The organism is Staphylococcus sp. OJ82, from assembly GCF_000294465.1.
In the GTDB taxonomy this organism is placed as follows: Bacteria; Bacillota; Bacilli; order Staphylococcales; family Staphylococcaceae; genus Staphylococcus; species Staphylococcus equorum.
Map to the genome: position 1 here is coordinate 457,662 of NZ_ALPU01000010.1, position 14,226 is coordinate 471,887.

13 protein-coding genes are annotated in these 14,226 nt (G+C 32.9%); 1 reads left to right on the plus strand and 12 read right to left on the minus strand.

Translation table 11 applies throughout. From position 1 onward, the window contains the following. Positions 1–217: 217 nt before the first annotated feature. A complete protein-coding gene (gene rpmB, locus SOJ_RS09610) occupies positions 218–406 on the plus strand; it encodes a 50S ribosomal protein L28 (RefSeq protein WP_002507894.1) in 189 nt (62 codons plus the stop codon). Positions 407–512: 106 nt separating this feature from the next. On the opposite strand, the gene SOJ_RS09615 is transcribed toward rpmB, so the two are convergent. The 12 genes from SOJ_RS09615 to priA all read right to left on the minus strand — a co-directional run bounded on the left by SOJ_RS09615 (position 513) and on the right by priA (position 14,226). Beyond that, positions 513–1,148 (minus strand): thiamine diphosphokinase, encoded by a 636-nt coding sequence (locus SOJ_RS09615; protein ID WP_002507895.1) that lies wholly within the window; start codon positions 1,146–1,148, stop codon positions 513–515. 5 nt (positions 1,149–1,153) lie between these two features. Further along, on the minus strand, positions 1,154–1,798 hold the full coding sequence (gene rpe / locus SOJ_RS09620) for a ribulose-phosphate 3-epimerase (RefSeq protein WP_002507896.1): 645 nt from the start codon (positions 1,796–1,798) through the stop codon (positions 1,154–1,156). Next, the gene (gene rsgA / locus SOJ_RS09625) at positions 1,799–2,674 is read right to left on the minus strand and encodes a ribosome small subunit-dependent GTPase A (RefSeq protein ID WP_002507897.1); all 876 of its coding nucleotides are present in this window, start codon (positions 2,672–2,674) and stop codon (positions 1,799–1,801) included. Positions 2,675–3,113: 439 nt separating this feature from the next. After that, positions 3,114–5,162 (minus strand): Stk1 family PASTA domain-containing Ser/Thr kinase, encoded by a 2,049-nt coding sequence (gene pknB, locus SOJ_RS09635; protein WP_002507898.1) that lies wholly within the window; start codon positions 5,160–5,162, stop codon positions 3,114–3,116. Then, positions 5,159–5,902, minus strand: coding sequence for a Stp1/IreP family PP2C-type Ser/Thr phosphatase (locus SOJ_RS09640; protein ID WP_002507899.1), 744 nt, complete (start codon positions 5,900–5,902; stop codon positions 5,159–5,161). Before SOJ_RS09640 ends, pknB begins: the two co-directional genes overlap by 4 nt. A 4-nt stretch (positions 5,903–5,906) precedes the next feature. Beyond that, a complete protein-coding gene (gene rlmN / locus SOJ_RS09645; protein WP_002507900.1) occupies positions 5,907–7,001 on the minus strand; it encodes a 23S rRNA (adenine(2503)-C(2))-methyltransferase RlmN in 1,095 nt (364 codons plus the stop codon). A gap of 3 nt (positions 7,002–7,004) precedes the next feature. Continuing rightward, positions 7,005–8,312 (minus strand): 16S rRNA (cytosine(967)-C(5))-methyltransferase RsmB, encoded by a 1,308-nt coding sequence (gene rsmB, locus SOJ_RS09650; protein WP_232246093.1) that lies wholly within the window; start codon positions 8,310–8,312, stop codon positions 7,005–7,007. Between the two features lie 2 nt (positions 8,313–8,314). Beyond that, positions 8,315–9,247 carry a methionyl-tRNA formyltransferase gene (gene fmt, locus SOJ_RS09655; protein WP_037539583.1) on the minus strand — a complete coding sequence of 311 codons (933 nt, stop codon included), beginning with the start codon at positions 9,245–9,247 and terminating at the stop codon, positions 8,315–8,317. After that, entirely contained in the window at positions 9,240–9,728 is a 489-nt protein-coding gene (locus tag SOJ_RS09660) for a peptide deformylase (RefSeq protein ID WP_002507903.1), read from the minus strand. The genes fmt and SOJ_RS09660 overlap by 8 nt, the downstream gene beginning before the upstream one ends. A 258-nt stretch (positions 9,729–9,986) precedes the next feature. Beyond that, complete coding sequence (locus SOJ_RS09665; protein WP_002507904.1) at positions 9,987–10,679, minus strand: GNAT family N-acetyltransferase; 693 nt, start codon at positions 10,677–10,679, stop codon at positions 9,987–9,989. A gap of 191 nt (positions 10,680–10,870) precedes the next feature. Then, on the minus strand, positions 10,871–11,065 hold the full coding sequence (locus tag SOJ_RS09670; RefSeq protein WP_002507905.1) for a hypothetical protein: 195 nt from the start codon (positions 11,063–11,065) through the stop codon (positions 10,871–10,873). A gap of 752 nt (positions 11,066–11,817) precedes the next feature. Beyond that, positions 11,818–14,226 (minus strand): primosomal protein N', encoded by a 2,409-nt coding sequence (priA, locus tag SOJ_RS09675; protein WP_002507906.1) that lies wholly within the window; start codon positions 14,224–14,226, stop codon positions 11,818–11,820.

A 14,226-nucleotide genomic window follows, 5' to 3' on the forward strand; every position in this document is an offset into this window, starting at 1 on the left:
TAACTATAAAATTAACAAATAATATAATTTATCTAATTAAGCAAATTTTTACATTTATCCACAGTTTATAATTATACCATAATTTGATTTTAACAAAAGTAGAATCTATGTAAATAGAAAAATTCATTCTTCTTATTTACATCTAATTTTATTTGTGGTACATTATTCAAGTATGTAGTAGATGCGTGTATTTATATTTATTAAAGGAGGTACTTTCATGGGCAAACAATGTTTCGTAACAGGTCGTAAAGCTTCAACTGGAAACAATCGTTCTCACGCTTTAAATTCTTCTAAAAGAAGATGGAATGCTAACCTTCAAAAAGTTAGAATTCTTGTAGACGGAAAACCAAAAAGAGTTTGGGTTTCTGCACGTGCTTTAAAATCTGGTAAAGTAACTAGAGTTTAATAAATATAATGCACGAAAAGACCAGTCCTTATGTGGAGGAATGGTCTTTTTTTATGCGCTCATTTAAATTAACTCATAAACATAAGCGTTATTATGTTATTGGATTTTAGTCTTTACTTCTCACCATTAATACGTTGCCTTCAGTAATATTCACATCACCTTCTGTTTGGTTGAGCTCGTTGGAAATCGTAAGCGTAGATCCTAGTTTAAGTTGTTCCTCTTCAAGATTATATTTAAAATTATTTAACGAGATGACCGTAGGATAAGTGACTGGAATAAATGAGATATAACGGTAGTTGTCGTTTTTCTGAATCGTATATGACCCTGTTTTTAAAAATTGAATTTCATTATTCACATCAATAAGTTTAATGACAATATTTTGCTCTGTATATTCTGGTTTTTCTAAAATTTGTAACGCGCCCATAAAATGATCTAATCGACCACCTGTAGCACCATAAACACAAATCTCTTTATAACCATTGGTCACTGCTTGATCAATACCTAAAGCTAGGTCTGTATCATTTTTTTCCGAATTAAATGGATTAATGTCAATTCGTTTTTCAACAAATGCTTTTTCCTCACTTGTAATTGAGTCAAAATCACCTACAGCAAATCGAGGTATTATCCCTGCTTCTATCAAAAGTAACGCTCCTCGATCAACCCCAATCCAATGCGCATCTGTTTCTGTCTTTAATAAACCTTCAGGCAAATTTCTATTGCCACACAATAAATTCACTTTCATTAGCTTCAGCCTTTCAATGTTTTCGTTACTTCTTTGTAATCATCATGTTTAAAGAAATATGACCCCGCAACTAACATTGTAGCACCATGGTTTATAACAGTTTCAACAGTCTCATTGTTAATACCACCATCTACTTCGATTTCAAATTCTAAGTTCAATTCATCTTTGATTTTCGATAGTTGATCTAATTTTACAACAGTATCACTAATAAATGATTGACCCCCAAAACCAGGATTCACTGTCATCACTAATACAAAATCCACCATTTTTATCACTGGTAAGATTGCATCCACGGGTGTGCCAGGATTGATTACAACACCTGCTTTTACATTTTTATTCTTTATTTGTTCTATTACTCTATGAATATGTGGTGTTGCTTCTACGTGCACTGAGATCATATCAGCCCCGTAGTCGGCAAATAATTCGACATATTTTTCTGGTTTTTCAATCATTAAATGAACATCAATTGGCAGTCGCGTACCTTTACGCACTGCTTCAAGTATTGGTAAACCAATCGAAATATTTGGCACGAATTGACCATCCATAACATCAAAGTGTACACCGTCTACACCTGCTTCTTCTAATGCTGTTAATTCTTCTTGTAATTTTAAAAAATCAGTTGATAATAATGATGGATAAAGTTTTGCCATTTAATATCTTTCCTTTCTATTTGCAATTTCATTAAAGAGTTGTAAGTAATGGTCATATCTGAATTGTGCAATGTTTCCATTTTCCAACTCATTTTTCACATTACATTTTGGTTCATTAATATGATTACAATCTCTAAATTTACACTTTTCGCCGTATTCATTAATCTCCATAAAGTAATTTTTTAATTCGTCTTTTTGGATATGTGTAAAATCTAACGCACTAAACCCAGGCGTATCTGCTATATAACCATGGCTTCGTTCAAAAAGCTCTATATGTGTTGTAGTATGACGACCGCGGTTAAGTGCTTTTGAAATATGTTGCGTTTCAATATTCAGTTCTGGAAAATATTTATTTAATAGTGTTGATTTACCGACACCAGATTGGCCGCTTAATACAACAAGTCCTTCCCCCCAAGCAGCAAAAACAGGTTCAATATCATCATCGATACTAATGAATTGTGTTTTATAGCCCATATTTTCATAAATATTTAACAATTGTGTAACTTTTTGCTGCGTTTCAACTGAGGCTAAATCTCTTTTAGTTATGAGAATACGCGGGCGCATATGATACGAATGCGCAATGACTAAAAACCTATCTAGTAATTGCGTTGAAAAATCAGGTTCTACTGCACTCATTACTAATATAAGATGATCCACGTTACTAACAAGTGGCCTTTTTAATTCATTTTTTCTATCATGAACGTATTGAATATATCCTTCTGTTATATTCTCAACTTCGAAATCAACTACATCACCAACGATTGGTGAAAATTTATTTTTTCTGAATAAACCGCGTGGTTTCGTATCGTACATTTCACCTTCTACATCTACACGATAAACGCCACTTAATGATTTTATAATGCGTCCTGTCTTCACTTAGACACCTCTCTTTAAAAACTATTATCTTATATATTATAGCAAAGCCTTTTTAATTTAAATATGATTTAAGACTATTTCGTATAAAAATCAGCATAAACCATCTTACTATTCTTATATAAACAATAAAACCTATAAAATAAAACACCATTTCAACAGACTTTATATCAGTTGAAATGGTGTTCACTTATGTTTATTTGACTCTAAGATAAATTAGCAACACTAAACTCTCTTCATTCGTTAAGTGCCAGTTCGGATCGCAAGCTTTGGCTTGCATAAGCAACACTAAACTCTCTTTGTTCGTTAAGTGCCAGTTCGGATCGCAAGCTTTGGCTTGCATAAGCAACACTAAACTCTCTTTGTTCGTTAAGTGCCAGTTCGGATCGCAAGCTTTGGCTTGCATAAGCAACACTAAACTCTCTTTGTTCGTTAAGTGTTGCTAAAAATCATAGGGGATATCTTTATCAGCAACAATCTTATCATCAACTCGAATGGTATATCCTGCTGTCTCACCTTTTTGAATTGTCATTGGGATTTTTACTGTTTTATTTTCTTTTATCTTGTACGTCTGTGAAGGTGAATCGCCTTCGTCATCTTTATCTCTTACATAAACTTTGACTTCTTGGCTCTCATCATCATCACCCGTATACTGTACTTGATATGTCTCTGTATACGTTTTGTCTAGTTCATCATCTTTAGACTTATCTTCATCTTCTTTATCCGAATCTTCTTTATCCTTGTCTTTGTCTTCATCTTTTTCCTCAGGTGCTCCTTTAGAAACTGTGAATCCAATAGTTGAACCTTCATCAACTTCTTTACCTTTTGGTGATTGGTTGATAACGTGATCTTTCTTAACTTTGTCGTCGTCTTGTTCTTCATTAACCACAACTTTAAAGCCTTTAGCTTCTAACTCTGATTTAGCTGTTTTAAAGGATTTGTTTTCATAATCTTCGACATAAACTTGTTTTGTACCTAATGATTCAGTTAATTCGATATTACTATCATTCACTTCAACTTTATCGCCAGGTGATACATTTTGTCCTTCGATTAATCCTTTAGCTACATTTTGGTTCGTATACGCTTGTTTTACTTTAGCGTCTTTAATGCCTAAGTCTTTCAACTTATCCATCGCTTCTGCTTTAGGGATACCATAAAGACTAGGCATTTCTGCTAATTTAGGCCCTTTAGATAAAACGATATCCACCTTACTATTCTGTTCTAAACGCTCACTTTTTTTAGGTGTTGTTTTAATGATTTTATTTTCAGAGTATTTATCACTATACTCACGAGAAATATCACCAAGTTCTAATTTATTATCTTTTAATATCGTTTCTGCTTCTTTTTCAGTTTTACCAGATAAGTCAGGCGTCTCTAAATACTTACTCCCAAACATTCCCATAGCCATAAAACCAAATAAGCCAAATAATAAAAGAATAATTACAATAGCGTAGAAAAACTTCTTTTTCTTTGAACGTTGTTTCGTTGGCACTGCATATATATGCTCTTCACTAGATTGGAATTTTTGTTGATTCACAATAGGTATTTGCATCGTTTCTTTAATATTTTTATGTTGATTTTCTGATTGTGTTTGATTAGCAATTTCTTCTTTATTTATAGGCACTGTTTTAGTGTTCGCATCATCTGACAGATATTTTGCTTCATACTCTCTACTTTTTGACAATGCACTATCAAGATCTTCTTGCATATCTTTAACAGTTTCATAACGTTCAGATCTATCTTTTTCAGTTGCTTTTAGCACAACATTACTTATAGCTTGTGGCACATCTGATCGATGCTCCGTAACATTGGGCATCGGGTCTTGTATATGCTTAATTGCAATACTTACTGCGGTTTCTCCTGAAAATGGAGGCTTGCCAACAAGCATTTCATACAATACTACACCGATGGAATAGATATCAGTTCCATTATCTGTAGACTTTCCTCGTGCTTGTTCTGGGGATAGATACTGTACTGTACCTAACACATGATTCGTTTCGGTCATTGTTGTTTCACTTAACGCTTTAGCTATACCAAAATCTAATATTTTTAAAGTTTTATCCTTTTCCACCAAAATATTTTGAGGTTTGATATCACGGTGAACAATTTTAGTATCATGCGCATGCTTGATACCATCGATAATTTGTCTAGTGAAATTCAACACAGTTTCAATATCTAATGGACGATTTTCTTGAATGTATTCTGATAATGTTGGACCTTTTATGTATTCCATCACTAAAAAGAAGTTCTCTTCATTTTCTGTGACATCAAATACACTAACAATATTGTCGTGTGAAAGTTGAGTTAAGTTATGTACTTCGCGCTCGAAACGTTTAATTGTTTCTTCTTTTTCACCCGAGGGAATTCTAATTGCTTTAATTGCAACTTGTCGGTTGAGTATCGAGTCTTCAGCAAGATAGACAGTACTCATACCACCGCCACCAAGTTTTTTAATCACTTCATAGCGTTCATTTATTAATTTGCCTATCATACTTTATCACCTTCAATCTCAGCCAAAATTAAACTTACATTATCATTCGTATCTTGCGATAATGCAAGTTTAATTAAATTTTGTCCATGTGTTTCTAATTCATTATCTTGAATTAATACTTCTTGAATCATATGATTACGAACAAAATCAGTTAGACCATCAGAATTCAACATTAAAAAATCATAAAAATTCGTTTTTTTCACAAAAATATCTGGCGTAACTAATTTATCCGTACCCATCACTTTCGTAATAATATTGCGTTGTGGGTGCGTAAATGCTTCTTCAGCGCTAATTTGGCCGATCATCATAAGATGATTCACGAATGAGTGGTCGTTGGTAATTTGTTCAATATCTCTACTATTCACTAAATACGCACGTGAATCTCCAATATTTGCAACAACTACATAATTATCAAATACTAATGCACAAACACAAGTCGTACCCATACCTTGGTATTTTGGATTTTCTACTGACAATTGATATAATTCACGGTTAATCGCTTTTAGTGTTGTTCTCAACCAATCTTCAGCTTGATCTGCCTCGATGAGATTTTCTTCTTCAAATCGACTTTGCAGTTCATTGGTTACAAATTGGCTCGCGACTTCACCTGCAAGATGTCCACCCATACCATCACAAAGCACCAATAACTGTTGCTCTGTTTGATTATAAAATACGCCACCTGCATCTTCATTCTTATCACGATATTGACCCGTGTCAGTAAAAAATTGTGCTTTTAGCATGTCTCTACCTCGTTTCTACTTTTCGTTCCTTCGCTCTTAATTGACCACACGCAGCATCTATATCTGCACCTTGTTCTCGTCTAATTGTTGCATTAATACCTAAACGTTTTAATTCTTTTTCAAATTTAAATATGTCTTCTTTAGGCGTCTTAACGTAATTTCGTTCTGGTACGTGGTTAACAGGAATTAAATTAACATGACAATTTAAGTTTTGAATTAAATGAGCTAATTCTCTAGCATGTTCAAGTTGATCATTAACGCCACCAAACAATCCATACTCAAACGTAATACGTCTATTTGTTGTTTCTTGATAATAATTAATAGCTTCCATTAATTTTTCAACGTTGTATGCTCTGTTAATAGGCATTAATCTAGAACGTATTTCATCATTTGCACCGTGTAAACTCACAGCAAAATTAATTTGAATGTCTTCATCTGCGAAATCATATATACGTGGAATAATACCTGAAGTTGATACCGTAATGTGACGGGCACCAATATTCAACCCATTATCGTTATTGACAATTTTTAAGAAATCCATCATTTCATCATAGTTCTCAAACGGTTCACCAATACCCATGATAACAATTTGTGATACGCGTTCTTCTGATTCATCTAGTGCTTTTTGAACAGTAAGTACTTGCGATACTATTTCACCCGCTTCTAGATTACGTTTCAACCCACCTAATGTAGATGCACAGAACGTACAACCAATACGACAACCTACTTGTGTCGTAACACATACTGAATTCCCATATTCATGTCTCATAAGAACTGTTTCAATTGTATAGCCATCTTGTAGTTCAAATAAAAATTTGATTGTACCGTCTCGGCTCTCTTGTTTAACGACTGTCATCATAGTTGTCATTGTAAAACTTTCTTTTAAAACTTCTCTAAGTTCCTTAGATAAATTCAACATTTCGTCGATGCTATCTACACGTTTTTCATAAAGCCACTCAAAAATTTGTTTCGCTCTGAATTTTTGCTGACCATTTTGTATCAACCAATCTTGCATCTCGTCATATCTAATTGAATAAATGGACTGCTTTTCAAAATTGGGAAGAAACTTATTCTTTTTCTTCTTTTCTTCAGTAATCATAATTTAATTTTCCTTTCTTCTAATCCTAGTAATGAAAAAGCCATCAGAGTTGAAATCTTGAGGTAGTACTTGCATCGTTTTCACTTTTTCTCCAGTAATCGGGTGTTCAAATGTGTCAAACTCAAAATCTTTATTATCTTTTAAAAATGTATATACTACATTCTCATTTTCTAATTGTTCAATTGTGCATGTAGAATAAATTAACGTGCCACCTGGTTTTAAATTATCTTTCACATTATTTAAAATTTCCAATTGAATTTCGACTAATGATTGAATCGATTGTTGCGATTGTTCATATTTAATTTCAGGTTTGTGTCTTAGGACACCTAAGCCACTACATGGTGCATCAACTAAAATCTTATCATACACTTTACCATATTTTTCAGTAGCGTCGTGTTCAAAAGCAGAAATGTTAGACAATCGTAATTTTTTAATATTGAAATCTATCAAATCTATCTTATGTTCATAGATATCAGTTGCATCAATATGACCTGTGCCATTTAATACTTCTGCAATATGGCACGCTTTTCCACCTGGCGCACTACATGCATCTAATACTTCGTCGCCCTCATTTAATCCCATTAATTCAGCAACGAACATAGAACTTTTATCTTGGATAGAAACTAAACCATCTTTGAACATACGTGATTCGATAATCGGTTTGCCACTGATGTGCAAACACGTATCAATTTCGTTATCTTGTTCTACGATATAATCATCTTCAACTAATCTTCTAATTACATCTTCAATTGAAATCCTTGTTAAATTCACACGTACAGTTGTCGCTACTTTTGTTAAAAATGATTCCGCGATTGCTTCAGTTTTTTCAATACCAAAGTGTGTCGACCAATGATCTACTAACCATTTTGGCAAACTGTATTCGATAGCGATTCTTTTTTTATCATCAGTGATTTCAGTGAAGTCTGGCAAGTCACTGCGCATAATATTACGTAATATACCATTCACTACGTTACCGTTATGCGGTCCACCCTTACGTTTAGCAATTTCTACTGCTTCGTTAATAATCGCATGTTCAGGAACCTTGTCTAAATAAACATATTGATAAATACTCATCCATAGTAATTGTCTTACCCAACCTTTGAGCTTTGTTTGAACGAAAGGTTTTAGTAGGTAATCCAGTGAAAATTTTCTTTTTAATGTGCCATAAACGAGTTCAGTAAATAATCCTTTATCTGCACGATTTAATTCATTATTAGATAAAACATCATTAATGATGATATTGCTATAAGCCTTGTCATTAATGATGTCTTGTAAAGTTTCAAACGCTAACTGTCGTACATTCGTGTCTATTGTCATAATAATACCTTCCCAACGAGTGACGTTTGCACTCCACTTAAGTAATTTGCAGCAAGCATTCGTTTTTTACCTGCAACTTGTATGTCTGTTAAAGCAATAGCATCTTTAGAGCCCGTTGCGACGATGATTGCTTTTTTAGTTGTTTCTATAATCGTACCTGGTTCTCCCGTTTTATCTTTTTCAATTCTAGATGCATATATTTTTAAATTTCCGTCATCCATCACCGTATAAGCAACAGGCCATGGTGACAAGCCGCGAATATGGTTATATATCTGTTCTGCTGATAGTGTCCAATCAATTTTCTCGTCTTCACGATTAATATTAGAGGCAAATGTCGCTTCACTTTCATTTTGAACAACACTGTCATTGGTGCCATTTATTATAGAGGGCAACGTTTCTTTCAGTAAGTTTGCACCTAAAAAACTCAATTTCTCGTGCATCGTACCTACATCATCTTGCTGTTCTATCTCGATAGCGCGTTGAGATATAATATCACCCGCATCTAATTTTTTAACCATATACATGATAGATATACCTGTTTCCTTTTCACCATCAATAATTGCTTGATGAATTGGAGCGCCACCTCTATATTTAGGTAACAATGATGCGTGGACATTAATCGCACCCAGTTTAGGTGATGCTAATAATGATTCTGGTAATATTTGTCCAAAAGCTGCTGTGACGATTAGGTCTGCATTTAAATCAATAAGTACTTTTAAATCTTCTGATTGCGCTAATTTTTCTGGCTGGTAGACCGCAATGTCATGTTCTACTGCCACTTTCTTTACAGGTGGTGGTGTGAGTGTACGTTTTCTACCAACTGGTCTATCTGGTTGCGTTACAACTGCAATTACATCATGTTCAGCAATTAGCATTTCTAAAACTTTAGTTGAAAAATCAGGTGTCCCCATAAATATAATTTTACTCATTGTCAAAATACGCCTCCATTTCAGCTTCACTTAAAACTTTACTTACGCGCTCAGTAAATAGCTTACCTTCAAAATGGTCAATCATATGTAATATCATACGTGCAATATCATCATATGCGGTCATTTCAACCTCATTACCATTTTTATCATTACTTTTAACAACAATCATTTTGCTTCTTGTCACTTCACCATATACATTAGGTATGCTAATAGAGCCTTCTAAATCTGTAACTTTCTCATTAGATTCGCTTATTAATTGAGGATTAATCAGTTGTAACAAGCCATCTACTTCCATATCTATAATCGCTACTTTTTGCGATATACCAATTTGTGGTGCACATATAGCGGATGCACCTACATCATACATTGTATCTTCTAAATCGAGTAACAACTCCGCTAATTGAGCGTCAAATAAAGTGACATCAGGTATTGATCTTTTTAGAATTGGGTGTTGACTCGTAACAAGCTGTTTAATTGTCATCATAATTCTCCTCACAAAAATTCATCATATCATTATAACTTATTTTGACCAAAAATGCATCATGCATTGTGTAACAGCTAATTTAAATAACCGTACTAGCCGTTTATACTTTAATTTGAAAATATATTTCATCCATTTTAATTACTACATACAGCTTAACAATTCCAAACAAAAAAAAGGAAATATTTTATCAGTTTACAATAAAATATTTCCTTCGTTTTACATGTAATTCAATTATATAAATATTAATTCTCTTTTTTAATTCATAGATAAACTAGTAAGCTGTATGCCAAACTCATCAAAATTATAAGGATTCAGCCACTTTTCAAATTCTATTTTATTTTCATGCCATTCGCTATCTATCATAGATAACCAACATGTATCTCGACTTCTATTTTTATAAATTGTATGATTTCTAAAAATGCCTTCATATTTAAATCCAAGTCGTTTGGCTGCCTTAATAGAAGGTTGATTCAAAGCATCACATTTCCATTCATATCTTCTATAACCTAATGTTTCAAATACATACTTTGCTAATAAATATTGAACCTCAGTTGCAATACGTGATTGTTTTAAAACATTTGAATAATGAATATGGCCCACTTCAATAGATGCATTTTTTTGATTTATTCTTAACAATGATAAAATACCAACCGCTTCTTCCGTTTTGTTGTCAATAATTGAAAAGAAATAAGGATCTTTTGATTTAATTTTATTATTTATGTAGGCTTTAAATTGATTGAAATCTTGAGTTTGTTCATCAGGTAGATATGTCCAATTCGGCGCATCTGCTTCTACACTAAAATGGTTGAATAAATCATCGATATGTTGTGTTGACAATTTTTCCAAGCGACTATATTGTCCTTTTAATGACTTTGTTTCAGGAAAACCAGGCGTTTCAAAATCATTTATTATATCACCAATTGGTTGATTGTATTCATTATATACCATTGCAACATCGCCCCTTTATTCACTCGTACTATGCCGAGATTTATAGGCTCACTATACACTAATATTTTAAATTTTGTCTATTTATTTTAAATCTTAATTTATAACGCTAAGCTCAATATTTAACAGGTGCGATGATGCGCACACTTTATTGTTACACACTTATTTGGATGAATTTTTGAAGTCTGCTTGATTCACATTAAATCTTCAGAGGTTGTATTAAAAAATTCAGCCAATATTTGTGCGTCTTCATTTTTTAATTTCGTTTGCTTACTTTCTATGCGTTCAATTAATTCAGGACTTAATTTCGTATTATATAAAGATGCGATGCGATTTGATAATTCAACTATGCTTAATCTTGTAGCTTCTCTCTTATTCATTAAACTCATAGACAAAACTCCTTAGATATTGTATTTAGATGATGAAAAATACTCAGCAATGTATTTTATTGTTGATTTTAAAATCTCAGACCTTTATTTTAAATAAGTTCGATTTCAATTTATATTGGACTCGTTACTATTCAATATAACTGTACAAATCATTAAATGCAAATTTTAAATTTGATATGTTTTATATATATTGAATTTGCATACATAATAATTGTTATAGACATTTAAAGTTTTAAAAACAAAAAGTTAAAAAGACCTTTATAATAAATAGTAGCTCACTATTCACTTTTAATAACATTGTTAATTTAACTTAAAGATTTAATTACATTCACCCTATGTTATTGATTTTAGTTATTCTTTTATAATATGGTTACTATATACTTTTACAAAGGATGAATAAGTTTGGATAAAGAAAACTGGTTTATAGCTATTCTAGTAATACTTATGTTTTTAGCGTATTTATTCCCCTTCATAGATGCTATTTATAATCATTAGCAATATTAATAATCTCTTTTTTCCTCACAAAACTCCTCTAATATAATATTTCAAGGATGCAAATCGACGAATGCCAAATATATTGACCAACATTGTTAGCAATCATTCAAATATATAACAGTAAAAAGGACAAACAGTTAACTAAGACTTTAAAAACGTCTCAAATTAAACTATTTGTCCTTTTTTGTAGTTTATTTAATTATACAAATCTCTGTAAACTTTGGATCAACTGTAGACAATACATTTAACTAAGTTGCTTACATCATCATTTGGGGATTAATATCAATTTTTAACGATAGCTTGTCTTTTAAATATTGGTCATGATAATAATCATCTAAATACTTAAGCGCTTCGTGGAGCGCTGGTTCACTTTTATATTTAATTAAGATTTGAAAGCGATATTCATTATTTATCCTTGATAATGCTGCTGGTGATGGTCCTAACACTAATGCTTTATCCGATAAATGCTGTAATAAAATTTTATGAATATGTTTCGATGCTTCCATGACTTTCTTCATATCTTTGTGTAAGATAGTGAAATTAATTAAAAAGAAGTAAGGAGGATATTTACCTATTTTCCTATAATTCATCTCTTTGTTAAAGAAAGCCGGATAATCATTTTCTTGAACATCTTTAATCGCATAATGTTCTGGGTTATAAGTTTGAATGATTACTTGACCTTCTTTTTCGTGACGTCCTGCACGACCTGATACTTGCGTTAATAATTGGTAAGTACGTTCACTTGCTCTGAAGTCAGGAAGGTTCAACATTGTATCCGCGTTGAGTACACCTACGAGTGTGATGTTAGGAAAATCTAACCCTTTCGCAATCATTTGAGTACCTAATAAAATATCTCCTTTACCTGAGCCAAAATCATTTAATAATTTTTCATGAGCACCTTTACGAGATGTAGTATCAACATCCATTCGTATAATGCGTGCTTCCTGGAACACTTCTTGTAATAACTCCTCAACTCTTTGTGTTCCAGTACCAACTTGTCTGATATGTTCACTTTCACAATTAGGACATTTGCTCGGTGGTGTTTCTTGATGACCACAATAATGACACTTCAATTGATCCGAAGACTTGTGATAAGTTAATGAGATATCACAATTAGGACATTGTGGTACATGACCACAATCTCTGCATAACATAAATGATGCATAGCCTCGACGGTTTAAAAACAATACAATCTGTTCTTGTTTATCTAAACGAGTTTGAATGGCTTCACGTAATTGTTCGGAAAACATAGACCGATTACCTGAACTTAATTCAGCTCTCATATCAACGATTTCAATTTCTGGCAACGCCTGTTGATTGACTCTGTTTGGTAAAGATAACAGTTCATAAACGCCCTTATCTGCGCGCGCGTATGTTTCTAAACTTGGTGTGGCACTCCCTAATATCAATGGGCACTGATGATATTGACTGCGCCACTCTGCGATATCACGTGCATGATATCTAGGATAATCCTCTTGTTTATAAGATGATTCATGTTCTTCATCAATAATGATCATGCCTAAATTTTTAAATGGCGCAAACACGCTTGACCGTGCACCAACACTTACCCGAGCTTTACCATCTCTGATTTTTTGCCATTCATCATAGCGTTCACCTTTCGACAAACCTGAGTGGAGCACGGCAACTTCGTCACCAAATCGTTGCTTAAACCTTAAAACCATTTGTGGGGTTAATGCAATTTCTGGCACTAGCATCATAGCTTGTCTATCTAAATGCAACACTTCCTCAATTGTTTGCAAATAAACTTCAGTCTTTCCTGAACCAGTCACACCATGGAGTAAAAAAGTTCTCTGTTCATGTGCCTTAATATTTTTAAGTATTGCTTCAAACGCTTGTTGTTGATCAGCTGTGAGTTGTTGCTTTTCATCTTGTTCAAATACACGCGTTTCAAAGGGATCACGTTCCACGATTGCATCGTATTTTTCCACAAAGCCTTTGCGCATCAGTGTATCAATACTTGATTTTGAAAAGTTCATTGCTTCTAATTGTTTCAGTAGTACAGTATGATGACGTTCATCAATTAAATAAGCATATAAATCATATTGCTTTTGAGACTTTTCTAAAGAACCCAATACAGCATCATATTCAAAACCTTCTACCACTCTCACAGCACGTTGTTTCTTTTTGCTGAGACTTTGAGAAAGCAATGTCACTTCACTAATATCACCTTGCTTTAATAAAGGAGAGATGGCGGATAGATCATCATTATATTGAGCTTCTTTATACGCATAATGACCTTCACTATCAAAACGGAGACGTAACTGTTCCGGAATCGCTTCATCATTTTCAATTGAAAAAACTTTTGTATATTTAGCTTTAATTGCACTTGGTAACATCACTTCTAACATAGAAATACGCTTCGTCACAAAGTAATTATTATACCAATCTGTTAACTTAATAAGTTCTTCAGTTAATTCTGGTTTAATATCTTGAATTTCTTTTATCTCTTTAAGCTTAGCTATATCTATATTTGCATCGGGTTGTTCTGTTATTTCCATAATATAGCCTTGAATTGTCCTTGGTCCAAAAGGCACAATGACACGCATACCAACTTGTATCATAGATTGTAGTCTTGTAGGAATTATATAATCGAACGTAAAGTCCACACTTTTAGAAGGTATATCAACAATTACTTTTGCTATCAT